This is a genomic window from Oxalobacter aliiformigenes (genome assembly GCF_027116575.1).
Classification (GTDB): Bacteria; Pseudomonadota; Gammaproteobacteria; order Burkholderiales; family Burkholderiaceae_D; genus Oxalobacter; species Oxalobacter aliiformigenes.
Map to the genome: position 1 here is coordinate 260,938 of NZ_CP098252.1, position 17,460 is coordinate 278,397.

Genomic DNA, 17,460 nt, shown 5'->3' on the forward strand with positions numbered 1-17,460 from the left:
TGTCGGGGATGATATTTCACGGTTTTATTTGGAAGCCGGATTTTTTCTGACCGAGTGCAAAACGCTCATATCGGTTTGTCATGGAAGGAGAACCGGAGCAGGTCAGGTGATTTTGCATTGCCGGCATGCACAAGATCAGTTCGTTTCGTGGCCGGATGGGCGCGACGAATGGAGGTTTGCCGTGATTACAAGTTCGGGAACACAGTTTGTCCTTGGTGGATGAAACGATTTCTGTCGTGCTGCGTGGTATGCCGGTACAGCGAGCGTCGCTTTCCGCCTGGATGGCCGCAAAACGGTATTCGGGAAGCGGGTTACCGTTCGTTATGGCCGGTAACCCTTTCATGGTCTGCCTGTAATGGATCAGTCGCACCACAGTTTTCCGGCTGTGGCCCAGTTTTCTTTTTTGATGTCGTGCATGATGATATCGACGGCGCCCGGGTCGCATTTCAGTGTTTTGCAGGTCGCTTCCGTGATGGCTTTGGCCAGTTCCCGTTTTTGTTCTACCGTACGGCCTTCAAAAAGTTGTATGTTGATTGTTGGCATGATTTTTCCTGATTGTTGATGAGTATTTGGAACGGTTTGCCGGATTATACGCTGGCTTTCTGGAGTAGGCCACTTTGAACAGTTTATAAAATCAAGAAGTTAAAGGAATCGTCATGTCCGGTTACCTTGCCGAAAGAAGGCGGTTCTTGTAAAATCCCTTCCTATTTTTACCGGTTTGTTTATGGCTTCTCTGTAAAAAGTCTTGCAGGGAAGTTTATCTGGGGCGCTGAATTTTTCAGAACCATTTTCCGATATTGCCGAGAAGTGCACTTTCTATCATTGGAGTAGGACATGTTTGCTAAAGACCAGACCCTCGCTCAGGTCGATCCGGAGCTGTGGGACGCTATTTTGCGTGAGAATACCCGTCAGGAAGATCATATCGAACTGATCGCTTCCGAAAACTATTGTTCGCCGGCCGTCATGCAGGCACAGGGTTCTCAACTGACGAACAAATATGCGGAAGGATATCCCGGCAAACGTTATTATGGCGGTTGTGAATATGTCGATATCGCCGAACAGCTGGCACTGGATCGTGTCAAGAAACTGTACGGTGCACAAGCAGCCAATGTCCAGCCCAATTCCGGTTCCCAGGCCAATCAGGCGATTTTCCTGGCCATGTTGCAGCCGGGCGATACCATTATGGGAATGTCGCTGGCAGAAGGAGGGCATCTGACTCATGGCATGGCACTGAACATGTCGGGCAAGTGGTTCAATGTCGTTTCCTATGGTCTGAATGAAAAAGAGGAAATCGACTACGACAAAATGGAACAGCTGGCTCATGAACACAAGCCGAAACTGATTATTGCCGGTGCCTCGGCCTATTCCCTGCGTATCGATTTTGAACGTTTTGCCAAGGTGGCCAAGGATGTCGGTGCCTATTTCATGGTGGACATGGCCCATTATGCCGGTCTGATCGCGGCAGGTGTCTATCCCAGCCCGGTGCCTTACGCTGATTTCGTGACCTCCACGACGCATAAATCGCTGCGCGGACCGAGAGGCGGTTTCATTCTGATGAAACAGGAATTCGAACGCAAAATCAATTCTGCCGTATTTCCGGGGTTGCAGGGCGGCCCGCTGATGCATGTTATTGCGGCGAAAGCCGTCGCGTTCAAGGAAGCGTTGCAGTCGGAATTCAAGACATATCAGGAACAGGTCATCAAAAATGCCGCTGTCTTGTCGGAAACGCTGATCGACCGTGGCTTCCGTATCATTTCCGGACGCACGGAATCCCATGTCATGCTGGTTGATTTGCAAAGTAAGAATATCACTGGGCGTCAGGCAGAGACGATTTTGAACAGCGGTCATATTACCTGCAACAAGAATGCGATTCCCAACGATCCGCAGACTCCGTTTGTGACATCCGGCATCCGTCTGGGCAGTCCGGCTATGACGACGCGTGGTTTCAAGGAAGCGGAATCCGCAATGGTCGGCAATTTGCTGGCGGATGTGATCGAAAATCCGGAAGATCCGGCTACCCTTGAACGGGTTCGTGCGGAAGTCAGGAAACTGACCACGGCATTCCCGGTTTACCAGCGCTAGGATTTTCTTTTGCGAGGATTGGAGCCACCTGTTTTACAGGTGGCTTTTTTTATCGGTTAAAATGCTGTTTGAGCTTTTGAGACCAATTTCCGCAGATAGAAAGCATGAGCGAATTAAACGATGTTGCCAGCCGGTCATCCCTGACGGGTCACGAGTTTTTCATGAAACGCGCACTGGAACTGGCCAAAAACTGTTCGGTTTTGACTTCGCCGAATCCGAAAGTCGGTTGTGTCATCGTTAAGAACGGACAGATTGTCGGTGAAGGGTTTACTCAGCCGGTAGGAGGAAATCATGCCGAGATCGAAGCGCTGAATGATGCCGCCGGCCGGGGGGAGAGTTGTCAGGGAGCGACGGTATATGTCACGCTGGAGCCCTGTGCCCATTTCGGACGGACACCACCCTGTGTGGATGCCCTGATCAGGGCCGGCGTTTCGCAGGTTGTTGTGGCCATGGAAGATCCGAATGGTCTGGTTGCCGGAAAAGGGCTTGAAAAACTCCGGTTGGCCGGAGTTCATGTTGTCTGTGGTGTACTGGCCGCCGAAGCACGGGAAATGAACAGGGGTTTTCTTTCCCGTATTGAACGGGGAAGACCTTGGGTCAGGATGAAAGTGGCGGCCAGTCTGGATGGCAAAACGGCATTGTCCAACGGAGAAAGCCAGTGGATTACGTCGGAAGCGGCACGGGAAGACGGCCATCGCTGGCGGATGAGGGCCGATGCGGTGATGACCGGTATCGGAACGGTTATCAAGGATGATCCGAAACTGAATGTCCGTTTGCCGGAAGTCGTCAGGCAACCGCTGCGTATTGTTGTCGACAGTCAGCTGAAAACGCCGCTGGACGCCCGGATTATTCAGGATGGTGTGACCTGGATCTTTTCGGCCAATGCATCCCCGACCAAAATCGATGCCATGCAGGAAAGAGGGGTTCAGGTTTTTTCTGCCATTAACGATACGGGAAGAGTGGACTTGGCGGAAATGATGAAAACGCTGGCAGAAAAGGAGATCAACGAAATTCATGTCGAGGCGGGGGCGACTTTGAATGGCGCCCTGATTCAGGCAGGATATGTCGATGAAATGCTGATTTATCTGGCACCGTGTTTTCTCGGCAGTGGCAAAAACATGCTTAGCCTGAATCAGATCGACAGACTGGCCGACAGGATCGCGTTTGATTTTCATGAAATTGTACCGATTGGTCATGATTTGAGGATTTTGGCCAGATTGACGGATTGAGGGAGTATGTTTACAGGAATTGTCGAAGCTGTCGGGAAAATCAGATCGGTTACTCCGCAAGGACAGGATAAAAATGCCGGAGTCCGCCTTGAAATCGATGCAGGCGATTTGCCGATGGAGAAAATCAGGGTCGGCGACTCTGTCGCGATTAATGGCGCATGCATGACGGTCGTCGAAAGAACGGATAACCGTTTCAAGGTTGATGTGTCGCGTGAAAGTCTGGACAGAACCACCGGTCTGGACAAAGTGCATGAAGTCAATCTCGAAAAAGCGCTGGCACTGGGCGATATGCTGGGGGGGCATCTTGTTTCCGGTCATGTGGATGGTGTCGGTACCGTACGCCGGTTCGCTCCTGTTGCCGAATCGTGGGAGCTGGTCGTGGAAGCTCCTGCCGTTCTCGGGAAATTTCTGGCTTATAAAGGCTCCGTCGCGGTTGATGGTGTATCGCTGACTGTCAACAAGGTTCAGGATACGGAAACGGGATGCCTTTTTTCGATCAACCTGATTCCGCATACTGTTGAAGTCACGACGCTTCGGAATCTGGCGGAAGGTTCGGAAGTCAATCTGGAAATCGACCTGATTGCCCGATACGTCGAGCGGATGTTGACCGCCGGAAAAATATCGCCTGATTCAGGCCGGTGAAACGGGAAATCTTCAGGAAACGGTATCTTCCGGATGTTCCGGAACGGGGGCAGGCAATAGCGTTTTGAGCCGGTACTGACGTTGTCGGTAATTTCCTTCCGGTCCGTTTGGACCACAGTCCACTTTTTCGAAAAGACGACCGATCCGGGACAAGGTCTGACGTTCCCTGCCGGTCTGAATCAGTATCAGTTTGCGTTTGCTGCGCCGATAGTGTTCCCGGATATCGACGAGCAGACAATGGCCCTTGTCGGCTGAATGGATATCCAGAAGAAGCGCTTCCGGACGGGACAGGCCGAATACGGCAGCCAGTTCGATACGTGCCGCCAGAAAAGGATGGCTGCTGACGGATTCACGCGTCAGAAATTGCAGGGCGGTCTGGGCCCACGATGCCGGTTTGGCCCGGATGGCGATCCTGTTCAATACCTGTGCCGCTTCCGTTTCGCCGTTGCTGACGGCTTTCTGGAGCCAGTAAACCGCCAGAATGTCGTTGGATTCGTCTTCGCGCCGGTTTCTCCATGCGTGCAGACCGCGTTCATATTGCGCCCTGGGGTGCCCCAGATTGGCGGCGATTTCGAGATAACGCTGGGCATCTGCCATATTCCGCTGTGAAAATTCCGCTTTCTGGTAAATCAGCGACAACGCGTACCACGCTTTCGCAAGTCCCTGTTCTCCTGCCTGTGTCAGCCAGCGGATCGCTTTTTTGAAACTGGTCGAGCTGGCGCCATCAGAGGTCCGGTTGCCGTATTCATCCATTCGGGCATGCCACAACCCCAGCAGAAATGCCGCTTCCGCATTTTTGTGGCGGGCAGCCATTTCCCACATGGGTTGTATTTCCTCGACATGGTTTTTCCCTTTTTTGAGCAGAAGCTGGCCGCAGCGTAACAGAAGTTGTGTGGACCGCTCGTTTGGCGCGGAATTTTCCTGTTCTTGCCGGATCTGTATCAGGGAATGGGCAACAGGTACGGCGAGTTGAAGGAATGTATCGTAATCGGCATTGTCCCAGGCATGTTCTATCAGGGCGATTTGCGCTTCCAGTACTCCGGCATCGGCAGCGCGTGCCGTCCATTTGAGGGCATTGTTTTTCGCAGGGGTGGGGTGCGGTGAGTTTTTGACCAATTCTGCCAGTAGCCATTGTGCTTCGGGAATATCATGGTCAACAATTGTTTCAAGAATGCCGATCGCTTCCGAACGTTTTTTTTCATCGACTGTTGTCCCGGAAGACAGGATCAGCTTTGCCAGTATCAGACCAGCCTGATCGTTTCCGTGTTCCAGAGCCTCCCGGTACCAGTTTTCGATAGCATGTCTGTCGGGGTAGGCTTTTGCCATTTCGTACGGTATGTGATTGCCGATCAGCAGTTTTGCACTCGTATTTTCCTGGAGAGCGGCACGGCTTAGCCAGTGCAAGGCTGTCGCCAGGCTTTGCGGCAGGCTTTTGCTGCCGAAAAGATACAGCTTGCCCAGCTCGCATTGGGATTGGGCATTTCCTGCCCGTGCTTCACGCAATAGCTGCAATTCTTCCCGGCTGGCCATTTGACAAATAGAGAGTTCAGTTTTTTCAGCAAAGAACAGTACGTTCCGGTCCGGAAAAGTACCGCCGTTCCGTCATCCGGTTGTTTTGTATTCCGGAATGATCAAGTGATCAGTTAGCGATATTGTGCGTTTTAAAAGCGGATTCAATAACGTTTTTTTAACCGGAAGCAACTTTTGTGTAACAAAAATACAACAGGAGATGAATTTTTGTGTCAATTATTGAATGAAAGTGCACGGAAGTCGATTTTTGTAAAAAGTCGATTGATGAGAGTTATTTACTTTGTGTTTATCCGGATGTCCGAGGAAAAGGCTTCGACGGATTTTTAACAGGTCTCTTTGAAGGGAAAACAAATGAAAAAAACTCTCATTGCATTAGCCATTATGGGTGCCGCTGCCGGCGTGGCGAATGCCCAGTCCAATGTCGTCATTTACGGGGTGGTCGATACCGGCTTCATCAAGGAAAACGGTTCCGATACCCGGATGGGTTCCAATATCGATAACCGGATCGGTTTTCGCGGTACGGAAGATCTGGGTTCCGGCCAGAAAGCCACTTTCGAACTGGAAAGACGGTTCAATCTGAATGACGGAACGCTGGCCCAGGAAGGGAAAGACTGGGACGGTGCCGCCAATGTGGGATTGAAAGGCGATAACTGGGGGGCCATCCGTCTCGGTCGTGTCAATGAACTGACCACCGAAACGCTGCGTACCCTGGATCCTTTCTATCAGTATGGTGTCGGTTCCATGTTGTTGAGCACCCAGCGTTCTGCCCGTATTGACAACACTATCCGTTACGACAGTCCGGACTGGATGGGCTTCAAGTTCGGCGCCAGCTATTCGCTGGGTGAAAACATGAAGCATGTAACCGGTGTCGCCTACGATCCGAACCGTGATCCGGGACAGCCGCAGCCTGATGCAACTCCTGCCAACGTCAAATACGCCGGTGCGGATAATGACGGATATGCCGTTATGCTGGGTTATGACAATGGCCCACTGACGTTGCTGGGTAACTGGAGCCGTCTGGCGGATTCCAACAAATCCTACGTCTGGAATCTCGGCGGTGCCTATGCATTCGGTCCGGCAAGGATCTCGCTGGCTTATGAACAGACCCGCGACAAGGGCTGGAAAGAAGGTGAGATTTCCATTCGCTCCAAACAGCAGACCTGGCTGCTCGGTCTGGAATGGCTGATGGGACCGGGCCGCCTGAATGCTTCCTTCAATTACGGAAGAGTCAAGGATGTCGAATGGAGCAATAACGACAGCGGTCACAAGGACGTGAAGAAGTATGCCCTGGGGTATACCTATGACTTGTCCAAGCGGACGTCCATATATGGCATTGTGGCTTATTCCGATTATGATGACGACCAGATCGCCGGATTTTACCGTGGTGAAGGCCTGAACAACAACGGTGATCCGGCCAGTTACAATCGGGACAGTGTGACGGGTGTGCAGATCGGTATTACGCACAAGTTCTGATTTTGTTCTTTTTGCCCAAGGCCATCCACAGGATGGCCTTTTTTTGTTTCATGTCATGCCGGGTTGCGGGAAGGGACTGGCCGGATTGTTGGGGGAAAGAACCGATACAGTTGGGTACCGAACCGGAAAAAGAGTTATTGCACAGAGAGTTGACGAACATTGTTCATCTTTGCCGTCAAAACCGAGAGAAGGGAAATGGCGGTTTTTGTATGATGAAAATACAACGTTTTTTGCTTTTTCGAGACACTTTTTGAAGAATTTTCCGAAATAAATGACAAATCAATGACATTGATCCCGATCAAAAGGTATCTTTCACTCATCCGAATAGTCTGAATGACCTGAACAGCTGTTCCGGATTTTAAAAGACCTATTTAAAAGGGAAGGCAAAATGAAAAAGACTCTTATCGCATTGGCTGTGCTGGGCGCCGCTGCTGGCGTTGCACACGCTCAATCCAACGTTACCATCTACGGTATCGTTGACACCGGTTTCATCAAGAAATCCGGCCAGGATGTAGAAATGGGCGAAAACGTCAACAACCGTCTGGGCTTCCGTGGTGTTGAAGACCTCGGTTCCGGCATGAAGGCAACCTTCGAACTGGAACACCGGTTCGACCTGAACAACGGTACCCAGAAAGGTTCAACCTATAAAGGGAAAGATCGTGAATTCGACGGTGCTGCCAACGTCGGTCTGAAGGGCGACAGCTGGGGTGCTGTCCGTCTGGGCCGTGTCAACGAACTGACGACGGAAACCATCCGTAAGTTCGATCCGTTCTATCAATATGGTGTCGGTGCCATGTTGGAAGGCAACCAGCGTTCCCCGCGTATCGACAACACCATCCGTTACGACAGCCCGAACTGGAGCGGATTCCACTTCGGTGCCAGCTACTCGCTGGGTGGCAATACCGATAGCGATTCCATGGATTCATTCGAAAGCGGTGTCAAGAGAGCTGGTGCTGACAACGACGGTTATGGCATCATGCTCGGTTACGACAATGGCCCGTTGGCTTTGGTCGGTAACTGGAGCCGTCTGGCCGATTCCAAGGATTCGTCCGTCTGGAATTTGGGCGCTGCATACCGTTTTGGTCCTGCCAAGGTCGAACTGGTTTACCAGCAGACCAAGGACAAAGGCTGGGCTAACGGTGAACAGGCTGACTGGCAGACAGTTAGAAGCTGGAACAACGGTCGTGTTGTTAATGAATACATGGGCGTTGACGAGCTGAAAGAAAAACAATGGTTGCTGGGTCTGGAATGGAAACTGGGTCCGGGTCGTCTGAATGCCTCGGCCCAGTGGATGGAAGTCGAAGCCAGCGGTGGTCAGCATGTCAGCGACAAGGACATCTACAAGTATGCCATCGGTTATACCTATGACCTGTCCAAACGTACCGCCATCTACGGTAATGTTGCCTACACTGACTACGACGACAAGGAAGTCGCAGCTGTCTATGGCGATGCTGACGATGGTACCTACGGTGTTCAGGTTGGTATCACCCACAAGTTCTGATTGTTGACGCAAGGCCGGTGCAAGCCGGTTTTGCAGAAATGCATGAACGGGAAAGCACCCCTTTTGCGGGGTGCTTTTTTTTTATGTGTGAACCGGATATAGGGTACTGGCTGGCAGGATTGTCTGTTTTTACAAACGGTTACAGGTTGTTGACGGCGACTTGTGATAGGCTATGTTCCTGACTGGATCTTTTTGTATGGTGTTTTCCTGCCATGTGCTGTCTGGCGGAAGCGGGAAAACCGGATGTGTTTACCGGATGAGGTTTTTGATATGTGTGGGATTGTCGGCGCGGTAGCGAAGCGGAACGTGGTTCCTGTCATGCTGGAAGGATTGAAGAGACTGGAATACCGGGGCTATGATTCATGCGGGATTGCACTGTGCACGGAAGGGCATCTGGAGCGCTCGCGCAGTACATCACGGGTGGCCGAACTGGAAAAACAGGTCAACGGACATCATCTTTCTGGATTTCTCGGTATTGCGCATACCCGCTGGGCGACACATGGCGCGCCAACCACGGACAATGCCCATCCCCATTTTTCCGGCAAGCGGATTGCGCTGGTGCATAACGGTATTATCGAAAATCATGCCGAGCTGCGCGAAGCGCTGAAAATGAAGGGGTATGTTTTTTCCAGCCAGACCGACACGGAGGTCATCGCACATCTGATCGACAGCTTCTATCAAGGGGATCTGCTGGAAGCGGTGCAGGCAGCCATTGTCCGCTTGCGGGGTGCGTTTGCCATTGCGGTCATTTGCCGTGACGAACCGCAGCGGATGGTCGGTGCCCGGCAGGGATCGCCGCTGGTGGTCGGTATTGGCGACCATGAAAATTTTCTGGCGTCCGATGCGCTAGCGCTGGCCGGCACCACGAACCGGATCGTTTATCTGGAGGAAGGCGATGTCGTCGATATTCATCTGAATGATTTCCATATTGTCGATGCCGGGGGAAAACCGGCATTGCGGGAAGTCAAGGTCGTCGATGTCTATTCCGGTGTCGCGGAACTGGGACCATACCGGCATTTCATGCAGAAAGAGATTTTCGAACAGCCGCGGGCTATTTCGGATACATTGCAAGGTCTGGAAAGCATTACGCCGGATCTGTTCGGTGCACAGGCGTCCGCTGTTTTGCACAAGGCGGATTCGGTTCTGATTCTGGCGTGCGGAACCAGTTATTATGCCGGGTTGACGGCCAAGTACTGGCTGGAATCGATCGCGAAGATTCCTGTCGAGGTGGAAATCGCCAGTGAATACCGTTATCGGGACAGTGTCCCGTCGGAGAACAAACTGGTGGTGACCATCAGTCAGAGCGGGGAAACGGCGGATACCCTGGCTGCCTTGCGTCATGCCCGTGAACTGGGGATGGCACATTCGCTGACGATCTGCAATGTCGCGACCAGTGTGATGGTCAGGGAGTGTGAGCTGGCTTATATTACGAGGGCGGGGGTGGAAATCGGTGTGGCGTCGACGAAGGCGTTCACCACACAGTTGACGGCGCTTTTCCTGTTGACGCTTGCGATTGCGAAAGTCCGGGGAAGGCTGGCGCCGGAACAGGAAGCGGAGCATATGAAGTTGCTCCGTCATTTGCCTGTGGCGGTGTCTGCCGTTCTGGCGCTGGAACCGCAGATTATTGCTTGGGCGGAAGAGTTTTCACGACATGATGATGCGCTGTTTCTCGGAAGAGGCATTCATTATCCGATTGCGCTGGAAGGGGCGCTCAAGCTGAAGGAAATTTCCTATATTCATGCCGAGGCTTACCCGGCCGGTGAGCTGAAGCACGGTCCTCTTGCGCTGGTGACGGACAAAATGCCGGTTGTCACGATCGCGCCGAATGACGATCTGCTTGAAAAACTGAAATCGAATATGCAGGAAGTTCGTGCACGGGGAGGGCAGCTCTATGTTTTTGCCGATTCGGATACGAAAATTGTATCGGAAGAAGGGATTCATGTGATCCGTATGCCGGAAAATTACGGCCTGTTGTCACCGATATTGCACGTTATTCCGTTACAATTGCTTGCCTATCATACTGCTTTGGTCAGGGGGACGGATGTTGACAAGCCACGCAATCTGGCCAAGTCGGTCACCGTGGAATAAGGCGGGCTGTTTGTCCGGTGCGCGACGGTATCCGTGACCTGGCGTACAATAGTGCCTGTGTATAATCGCAAGACGCATGAAGGGAGATGGCAAATGGATGCCTTCTGGCAATTTGTCAATAAAAGAAGTGTCCGTCTTGTGCTGGCCACTTTCTGCATGTGTCTGGCCATACAGGGCGGTTACCGGATTTATCTGGCGCAAACCCGTGTCGATATATTCCGGGGGGCGGGCGAGCTGTTGCTGTGGCTGTCGTGGGCGCTGGTGAATTATCTGCGTTCGGAGGGGAAGGTCGCACCGAAGCTGAATATCGCCGTCAATGTGGGGATCGCCATGCTGGTGGTCAGCTGGTTCATGAAATGAAAGCGGGGGGATATGTCTGATTCGGAGAATTATGAAGATACAGTCGGCTATACCTTGCATGGCAGCCGGTATTTGAATCTCACTAACCGGTGTGGTGTCCTGCGGTGCGCTTTCTGCCCGAAATTCAATGGTGCCTGGTCTGTCAAGGAATATGATATGCGGCTTCACCATCATCCGACAGTGGATGAACTGGTCGAAGCGGCGGGAAATCCTGCCGATTACCATGAAATCGTTTTTTGCGGTATGGGGGAATCGACGACTCGTCTGGACGATATGCTGGAAGTGGCAAGACGCTTGCGCGAAAAGGGCGCGAAATTGCGGTTGAATACCAATGGGCTCGGTAGCATGATGAATGGCAGGGATGTGGCTCCCGAAATAGCGGCGTTGATACCGACGATTTCTGTTTCCTTAAATGCACAGGATGAGGAAACCTATAATCGCCATTGTCGTCCCAAGAATCCCGGTGCGTATCGGGCGGTACTTGAATTTGTGAAAAGTGCCAAAAAGGCGGGGGCGGACGTGACGGTAACGGCTGTTGACGGGTTGCCGGGAGTCGATATCGCCGCCTGTCAGGCAATTGCCGACAAACTGGGAGTCAGGTTCCGCAGGCGTGTGCTGGACGATCTGGTTTGAATAGTTCCGGTTACAGGGAATTGGCGTTCTGTTTCGATTGGTTGATCCCGTATTCCGTGTAGCGGCTGTTGTTTTGCCGGGTCTGGTTCTGTATTTCACGGGTTATGTCTGAAACAAGACCGTCATTGAACCCGGATTCATGTGACAGGTGGACGCATACGGCTGAATAGCGTATGCGTCTGGCTTTTATTCCGGCATGTTTCAGTCTGTCACCCAGTTCGAGGTCTTCTCCTCCGCCCCGGATTCTTTCGTCGAAACCATTGACGCCGATGATGTCGTTTTTCCATCCGGAAGCATTGTGACCGTTCCACCTGTTTTCCGTCGGGATGAGATTCAGCAGCTTGTCGAATGGCCAGCGGGCGATCAAACGGAGTTTTTTCGCGTATGTCGGATAGCCGTGGGATTGCAACCACATGATATTGAAGGCTTCGTCGGAAAGGATTTCTTCTTCACCGATTTGCAGGCTGCAGCACATGGGCAGTTTGCTGTGTCCCCCGGAAAGGAAATGATGCGGTCGTGCCGAATGTACGTGTGTTTTGACGAAATCGAATCGGGGAATGCAGTTGTCTTCCGTAAAAATGAGATAGTCGCCACGGGCATGCATGATCGCCTTGTTCAGCATGTGGCTTTTCTGGCAACCGTTTCTTTCATGCCAGAGGTGGATGATGTCCATGCGGGAAATCTTCCGGTAATCTTGGATCATTTCACGGGTCCGGTTATCGGAACCATCGTCGGCGATGATGAGCTGGAAACGCTTGTAGTTCTGGTTTTCGTAGCCCCAAAGGACTTTCTGCAGCCATTCATGCGAGTTATGGGTACTGATGATGATCGAGGTCGGGAAAGTCATGGTTTCCTCTGGTGTTTTTGCCCGGAGAAGGTCGGCACATATACCGGTCCGGCTTTCTCCCATATTAACCGATAAAATGTCTGTGTGCCGGAAATTCATGATTTTATTTTGTTTTTTGTAAATGATTGATGGTTTTGCCGTTTGATTTCCGTCGTGTCTGCATTTGTGAGAGCGTACTAAAATAATGGTTATGGTCATGTATGCCGGTCTGGATTGGGGTGTTTCCCGATGTTGATGAAACGGACTGCACGAACTTTTAAGTTACGTTATACTGACCGGGTAATGGTTCCTGTAGCAGGATGAAAAGGGAATTTGGTGAAGTTCACTTGACTATTCCAAAGCTGCCCCAGCAACTGTATGCGGTAGTAATTGTCTGCCAATTGCCGGATGACCGGAAAGGAAGATGTGTTGCCAGAATCCGCAAGCCAGAATACCTGCCATTGCAATATTTTCCCCGAAACAGGGTGGGGTGTCTGAAGGAAAAAAACCATTTGTTGGAAAACGTGTTCCATTCTTTTCCGGTTTGGCGATCGGAAAGGATTTCGCCGGTTTGTTTTCTTTTCGCCCCTGCCGAAAGACAAAGGTATTGAATGAAAGCGGAAGAAAGTGTCGTAATTGAGCGGGAGGCGGTTCAGCCGGCGCCTTCCGTATTGCCTCCATTGCCGCAGCGGATCATCAAGCGTGACGGAGCCGAAGTGCCGTTTGACGCAAAAAGGATTACTGTCGCTTTGACCAAGGCGGGAAGAGCGACGGGAGATTTCGGCGAAGATGAAGCGCAACTTCTGACACAGAGAACGTTGAAGGTCTTGCGTCACCGTTTTGTCGGTGCGCCTCCGACGGTGGAACAGGTTCAGGATGTTGTGGAACAGATGCTGGTTGATGCCAATCATACGAAAACGTTTCGTGCCTATGCCACTTATCGTGACCAGCGCCACCGCCTGAGACAGGACAAGAGAACACTGGTCGATGTCGCCTCTTCTGTTGAGGAGTATGTCGATCGTGCGGACTGGCGTGTTCAGGCCAATGCCAATCAGGGGTATTCGCTCGGTGGCCTGATTCTGAACGTTTCGGGCAAGGTGACGGCCAATTACTGGCTGAGCCATGTTTATCCTCCGGAAATCGGACAGGCTCATCGTGATGCCGATTACCATATCCATGATCTGGACATGTTGTGCGGATATTGTGCCGGCTGGTCGTTGAGACAGTTGTTGTATGAAGGATTCAACGGTGTTCCGGGAAAACCGGAAGCCGATCCACCTAGACATTTTTCGACGGCGCTGGGCCAGATGGTCAATTTTCTGGGTACGTTGCAAAACGAATGGGCGGGAGCACAGGCATTCAGTTCGTTTGACACCTATCTGGCGCCGTTTGTCAGAAACGACGGATTGTCTTATGACGATGTCAAGCAGCACATGCAGGAATTCATCTATAACCTGAATGTACCGTCCAGGTGGGGAACGCAGACTCCGTTTACCAATCTGACTTTCGACTGGGTTTGTCCCGAAGATTTGCGTGAACAGGTTCCGGTTATCGGCGGAGTGGAAATGCCGTTCACTTATGGTGAATTGCAGAAGGAAATGGATATGTTAAACCGTGCCTATATCGAAGTGATGACGGCAGGTGACCGGCGTGGCCGGGTGTTCACGTTCCCTATTCCGACCTATAACATTACTGCCGATTTCCCATGGGAATCGGAAAATGCGGAACGGCTTTTTGCCATGACGGCCAAATATGGTTTGCCCTATTTCCAGAATTTTCTCAATTCGGATCTTTCCCCGAACATGGTGCGTTCCATGTGTTGCCGTCTGCAGCTGGATTTGCGTGAGCTGCTGAAACGGGGAAACGGCCTTTTCGGATCGGCGGAACAGACCGGTTCGATCGGGGTCGTCACCATCAATTGCGCCCGTCTCGGCTATTTGTTCAAGGGGGATGAAAAGGGGCTGTTCGCCCGTCTGGATCATCTGGCCGATATGGCGAAAGACAGTCTGGAAATCAAGCGCAAGGTGGTTCAGCGTTTGATGGATGATGGACTGTTCCCCTATACACGTCGTTATCTGGGCAAATTGCGCAATCATTTTTCGACGATCGGTGTTAACGGCATCAATGAAATGATTCGTAATTTCACCAATGACAAGGATGATATTACAACGGAGTTCGGCCACAATTTCGCACTTCGTCTGCTGGATCATCTGCGTGAACGGATGAAGAGTTATCAGGAAGAAACGGGCAGTCTCTACAATCTGGAAGCGACTCCGGCAGAGGGGACGACGTACCGTTTTGCACGGGAAGACAGGAAACGTTATCCGGATATTATTCAGGCCGGTACGCCGGAACATCCGTATTACACGAATTCGTCCCAGTTGCCGGTCGGTTATACGGACGATCCTTTTGAAGCCTTGCGCTGTCAGGATGATTTGCAGATCCGCTATACGGGGGGAACCGTGTTGCATCTTTACATGCAGGAGCAGATTTCATCGCCTGACGCCTGCCGCAAACTGGTCAAGACGGCACTGACCCATTTCAGGCTGCCTTATCTGACGGTGACACCGACGTTCTCCATTTGCCCGAAACACGGTTATCTGGCGGGCGAACATGAGTTCTGTCCGATTTGTGATGAAGAACTGATGGTACAGATGGAAAAACAGACACACTGAACAATTTTGAAAGGAAAAAACAATGGATAAATCACAATTGCCACAGGAAAAAAGACAGCGTTGCGAAGTCTGGACCCGTGTGATGGGATACCACCGGCCGGTTTCGGAATTCAATCCCGGAAAGCAAAGTGAACACCATGACCGCGTTCATTTTGTTGAATCCGCTATTCCTGATCTGGACAGGATTTGTGGCTGCGGTAAGTAATATTGTTCTGCAGGTCGGGGGAATCACGCCGTTTACGACGATAGATTTTCCCGGCAGGCTTGCCGCAGTCATTTTCTGTCAGGGATGTCCGTGGCGTTGCCAGTATTGCCATAACCGGCATTTGTTACCTGCCGGTGAAAACGGGAAATATCCCTGGGAAGAGGTGTTGCGCTGGCTGGAGACGAGACGTGGCCTTCTGGAGGGGGTTGTGTTCAGCGGTGGCGAGCCTTTGCTGCAGAGGCAGTTGCCTGAAGCTGTTGAACAGCTTCACCGGGATGGTTTTGAAGTCGCGCTGCATACGTCCGGCGTTTATCCGGAAAGACTCCGGAAAATCCTGCCGTCTGTTGAATGGGTCGGGCTGGATATCAAGGCACCGTTTGACGAGTATGATGTCATTACGGGAGGAGGAAACGGTGAACGCGTACGTGACTCGTTGGGTTTCGTTCTGGCCTTTGGAAAGGCGCATGAATTGCGTTGCACGCTTGATCCTGACTTCTTCAATGTCGAAAGGGCGGAAAAAATGGCCCGGCAACTGGTGGAAATGGGGGCGGATCATCTGGTTCTTCAATCGTGCCGGGATGAGGTACATCGTCGCAAGCGTCCTGTTTCGAAGGAAATCATCGCTTCGTTCGAACGGTTTCTTCCTTCTGTGACCTGCCGTCTTTGACGGGCGGACCTGTTTTCTGTCAATTCGTTTCAAATTGGCGATGGCACCGAATTTTTGGATCCCTGATATTTCCGTTACTATATGATCTGTTGATGAAAACGGGTTGAAATATGAGTGCGTTCCTGACAGATCTGCTGTTGCTGGTTTTGCTTACCCTGTTAAATGGCATTTTTGCCATGTCGGAAATCGCACTGGTTTCTTCCAGAAAGGTGAGGTTGCAAAGCCTGTCGGATGAAGGAAGTTCCGGTGCCAGAAAGGCGCTTGAACTTTATCGGTTTCCCGCCCGTTTTCTGTCGACTATTCAGGTTGGTATCACCTCTATCGGTATCTTGAGCGGCGCTGTCGGTGAGAAGGCGATTTCAGCTCCTTTTGCCGCATGGTTGGGAAAGGTACCTTATCTGCATCCTTGGTCGAAGGGAATTGCATTGGCGGTAACCGTCGTTTGCCTGACGTATTTTACGGTCGTTATCGGTGAGCTTGTTCCGAAAAGTCTGGCCTTGCTGGCTCCTGAACGTCTTGCATCGCTGACGTCGCGGCCTTTGAGTGCACTTGCCGCCATTGCGTTGCCGCTGGTGTGGCTGTTATCGAAGTCAAGTGAGTGGTTGCTGGGTTTGCTGGGGGTCAAAAAGAACAATGAACCGCCGATCAGCGACAACGAAATCAGGGCCTTGATGGGACAGGGTACTCAGGCGGGTGTTTTTCACAAGGGGGAACAGGAAATTGTTTCCAATGTCTTGAGGCTCGATCAGCAGCCTGTGGTTGAAATCATGACGCCGAAACACGATCTGGCGATACTTGATCTTGAGGATTCTCTTGATATATTGAGGAACCGGATTGCAGCGTCGGGACATACAAGACTGATTGTCTGTCGTGATGGCCTTTCACATATACTGGGTATATTGCGACGCGGCGATCTGTTGGGAAAGACCATAAGCGGAACACCCGTTACACTGGAAGATATCGAATCCGTGCTGCAAAAACCCCTGTTTGTCCCGGAAACGATCAGTACGATTCAGTTGATGGAGAATTTTCGTCATTCGAAAAATTCACTGGCACTGATTGTGGATGAATATGGCGATGTCCAGGGAATCGTGACGCTAAACGATGTATTGGCAGCGATTGTCGGAGATTATTCTGTCCCTGAAATCCAGGAGGAAGATGATCTTATCCGCCGTGAGGACGGTTCATGGCTCGTGGACGGGGAAGTCAGTCTGGAAAGGCTGACGTCGGAGTTGGGTATCCGGCATGATTTGCCCGGGGAAGATTCGAACCGGTTTCATACAGTGGGTGGTTTTATGATGTACATGCTTGGCAGAATACCGGCCGCTGCCGATCGTTTCGATGTCGGTGGCTGGCGTTTTGAGGTCATGGACATGGATAAAAATCGCGTTGACAAGGTTCTGGTTACGCCATTCAAGCCTGATGAGGGGGATAAAAGGCAGGAGTGAGTTCCGTTCGCTTGCCGGATTCCTTGCCGCTTCGGTTCCGGCAGGTATTCGCCTGAATGGCGCTCTCATCGTATAATCGCTGCCATTGCCTGTCATTACGG

The 17,460-nt window shown here is 51.6% G+C and carries 16 protein-coding genes and 1 riboswitch; of the genes, 12 read left to right on the forward strand and 4 right to left on the reverse strand.

Annotation, left to right across the window (positions count from 1 at the left end; genetic code table 11):
- Positions 1 to 16: 16 nt before the first annotated feature.
- Positions 17 to 373: a hypothetical protein gene (locus NB647_RS01315; RefSeq protein WP_269283761.1), complete on the reverse strand. Its 357-nt coding sequence runs from the start codon at positions 371 to 373 to the stop codon at positions 17 to 19.
- On the reverse strand, positions 361 to 543 hold the full coding sequence (locus NB647_RS01320) for a 4-oxalocrotonate tautomerase (RefSeq protein WP_269283763.1): 183 nt from the start codon (positions 541 to 543) through the stop codon (positions 361 to 363). Before NB647_RS01320 ends, NB647_RS01315 begins: the two co-directional genes overlap by 13 nt.
- Positions 544 to 834: 291 nt before the next feature.
- On the opposite strand from NB647_RS01320, the gene glyA reads away from it, so the two are divergent.
- From glyA to NB647_RS01335, 3 genes are all read left to right on the forward strand, one after another.
- Positions 835 to 2,082, forward strand: coding sequence for a serine hydroxymethyltransferase (glyA, locus tag NB647_RS01325; protein ID WP_269283764.1), 1,248 nt, complete (start codon positions 835 to 837; stop codon positions 2,080 to 2,082).
- Between the two features lie 104 nt (positions 2,083 to 2,186).
- A complete protein-coding gene (gene ribD / locus NB647_RS01330; protein ID WP_269283766.1) occupies positions 2,187 to 3,311 on the forward strand; it encodes a bifunctional diaminohydroxyphosphoribosylaminopyrimidine deaminase/5-amino-6-(5-phosphoribosylamino)uracil reductase RibD in 1,125 nt (374 codons plus the stop codon).
- A gap of 6 nt (positions 3,312 to 3,317) precedes the next feature.
- Positions 3,318 to 3,953, forward strand: coding sequence for a riboflavin synthase (locus tag NB647_RS01335; protein ID WP_269264766.1), 636 nt, complete (start codon positions 3,318 to 3,320; stop codon positions 3,951 to 3,953).
- A 12-nt stretch (positions 3,954 to 3,965) separates the two neighbouring features.
- Here NB647_RS01335 and NB647_RS01340 read toward each other — a convergent pair whose 3' ends face one another.
- Positions 3,966 to 5,483, reverse strand: a complete 1,518-nt coding sequence (locus tag NB647_RS01340) for a tetratricopeptide repeat protein (RefSeq protein ID WP_269283768.1) — start codon at positions 5,481 to 5,483, stop codon at positions 3,966 to 3,968.
- A 351-nt stretch (positions 5,484 to 5,834) separates the two neighbouring features.
- On the opposite strand from NB647_RS01340, the gene NB647_RS01345 reads away from it, so the two are divergent.
- From NB647_RS01345 to NB647_RS01365, 5 genes are all read left to right on the forward strand, one after another.
- On the forward strand, positions 5,835 to 6,956 hold the full coding sequence (locus NB647_RS01345; protein WP_269264768.1) for a porin: 1,122 nt from the start codon (positions 5,835 to 5,837) through the stop codon (positions 6,954 to 6,956).
- A 388-nt stretch (positions 6,957 to 7,344) separates the two neighbouring features.
- Complete coding sequence (locus tag NB647_RS01350; protein ID WP_269283770.1) at positions 7,345 to 8,457, forward strand: porin; 1,113 nt, start codon at positions 7,345 to 7,347, stop codon at positions 8,455 to 8,457.
- Positions 8,458 to 8,727: 270 nt separating this feature from the next.
- Positions 8,728 to 10,545 (forward strand): glutamine--fructose-6-phosphate transaminase (isomerizing), encoded by a 1,818-nt coding sequence (gene glmS / locus NB647_RS01355; RefSeq protein ID WP_269283771.1) that lies wholly within the window; start codon positions 8,728 to 8,730, stop codon positions 10,543 to 10,545.
- 93 nt (positions 10,546 to 10,638) lie between these two features.
- Positions 10,639 to 10,905 carry a hypothetical protein gene (locus tag NB647_RS01360; RefSeq protein WP_269264771.1) on the forward strand — a complete coding sequence of 89 codons (267 nt, stop codon included), beginning with the start codon at positions 10,639 to 10,641 and terminating at the stop codon, positions 10,903 to 10,905.
- A 12-nt stretch (positions 10,906 to 10,917) separates the two neighbouring features.
- The gene (locus NB647_RS01365) at positions 10,918 to 11,538 is read left to right on the forward strand and encodes a TatD family nuclease-associated radical SAM protein (protein ID WP_269264772.1); all 621 of its coding nucleotides are present in this window, start codon (positions 10,918 to 10,920) and stop codon (positions 11,536 to 11,538) included.
- 10 nt (positions 11,539 to 11,548) lie between these two features.
- Here the strand turns inward: NB647_RS01365 and NB647_RS01370 are convergent, their stop codons facing one another.
- Positions 11,549 to 12,385 carry a glycosyltransferase gene (locus NB647_RS01370; protein WP_269283773.1) on the reverse strand — a complete coding sequence of 279 codons (837 nt, stop codon included), beginning with the start codon at positions 12,383 to 12,385 and terminating at the stop codon, positions 11,549 to 11,551.
- A gap of 266 nt (positions 12,386 to 12,651) precedes the next feature.
- A riboswitch (cobalamin riboswitch) is annotated at positions 12,652 to 12,841 on the forward strand.
- Positions 12,842 to 12,975: 134 nt separating this feature from the next.
- Here NB647_RS01370 and NB647_RS01375 point away from each other — a divergent pair.
- From NB647_RS01375 to NB647_RS01390, 4 genes are all read left to right on the forward strand, one after another.
- Entirely contained in the window at positions 12,976 to 15,039 is a 2,064-nt protein-coding gene (locus tag NB647_RS01375) for a ribonucleoside triphosphate reductase (protein ID WP_269283775.1), read from the forward strand.
- A 22-nt stretch (positions 15,040 to 15,061) separates the two neighbouring features.
- Positions 15,062 to 15,244 (forward strand): anaerobic ribonucleoside-triphosphate reductase, encoded by a 183-nt coding sequence (nrdD, locus tag NB647_RS01380; protein ID WP_269264775.1) that lies wholly within the window; start codon positions 15,062 to 15,064, stop codon positions 15,242 to 15,244.
- A complete protein-coding gene (locus tag NB647_RS01385; RefSeq protein ID WP_269283776.1) occupies positions 15,228 to 15,911 on the forward strand; it encodes an anaerobic ribonucleoside-triphosphate reductase activating protein in 684 nt (227 codons plus the stop codon). The genes nrdD and NB647_RS01385 overlap by 17 nt, the downstream gene beginning before the upstream one ends.
- Positions 15,912 to 16,021: 110 nt before the next feature.
- Positions 16,022 to 17,359, forward strand: coding sequence for a hemolysin family protein (locus NB647_RS01390; protein ID WP_269283777.1), 1,338 nt, complete (start codon positions 16,022 to 16,024; stop codon positions 17,357 to 17,359).
- Positions 17,360 to 17,460: the final 101 nt, after the last annotated feature.

Bases quoted from the DNA above. Each gene is read 5' to 3' on its own strand.
- NB647_RS01320 (WP_269283763.1), bottom strand. From the start codon at position 543: ATGCCAACAATCAACATACAACTTTTTGAAGGCCGTACGGTAGAACAA.
- glyA (WP_269283764.1), top strand. From the start codon at position 835: ATGTTTGCTAAAGACCAGACCCTCGCTCAGGTCGATCCGGAGCTGTGG.
- ribD (WP_269283766.1), top strand. From the start codon at position 2,187: ATGAGCGAATTAAACGATGTTGCCAGCCGGTCATCCCTGACGGGTCAC.
- NB647_RS01335 (WP_269264766.1), top strand. From the start codon at position 3,318: ATGTTTACAGGAATTGTCGAAGCTGTCGGGAAAATCAGATCGGTTACT.
- NB647_RS01340 (WP_269283768.1), bottom strand. From the start codon at position 5,483: ATGGCCAGCCGGGAAGAATTGCAGCTATTGCGTGAAGCACGGGCAGGA.
- NB647_RS01345 (WP_269264768.1), top strand. From the start codon at position 5,835: ATGAAAAAAACTCTCATTGCATTAGCCATTATGGGTGCCGCTGCCGGC.
- NB647_RS01350 (WP_269283770.1), top strand. From the start codon at position 7,345: ATGAAAAAGACTCTTATCGCATTGGCTGTGCTGGGCGCCGCTGCTGGC.
- glmS (WP_269283771.1), top strand. From the start codon at position 8,728: ATGTGTGGGATTGTCGGCGCGGTAGCGAAGCGGAACGTGGTTCCTGTC.
- NB647_RS01360 (WP_269264771.1), top strand. From the start codon at position 10,639: ATGGATGCCTTCTGGCAATTTGTCAATAAAAGAAGTGTCCGTCTTGTG.
- NB647_RS01365 (WP_269264772.1), top strand. From the start codon at position 10,918: ATGTCTGATTCGGAGAATTATGAAGATACAGTCGGCTATACCTTGCAT.
- NB647_RS01370 (WP_269283773.1), bottom strand. From the start codon at position 12,385: ATGACTTTCCCGACCTCGATCATCATCAGTACCCATAACTCGCATGAA.
- NB647_RS01375 (WP_269283775.1), top strand. From the start codon at position 12,976: ATGAAAGCGGAAGAAAGTGTCGTAATTGAGCGGGAGGCGGTTCAGCCG.
- nrdD (WP_269264775.1), top strand. From the start codon at position 15,062: ATGGATAAATCACAATTGCCACAGGAAAAAAGACAGCGTTGCGAAGTC.
- NB647_RS01390 (WP_269283777.1), top strand. From the start codon at position 16,022: ATGAGTGCGTTCCTGACAGATCTGCTGTTGCTGGTTTTGCTTACCCTG.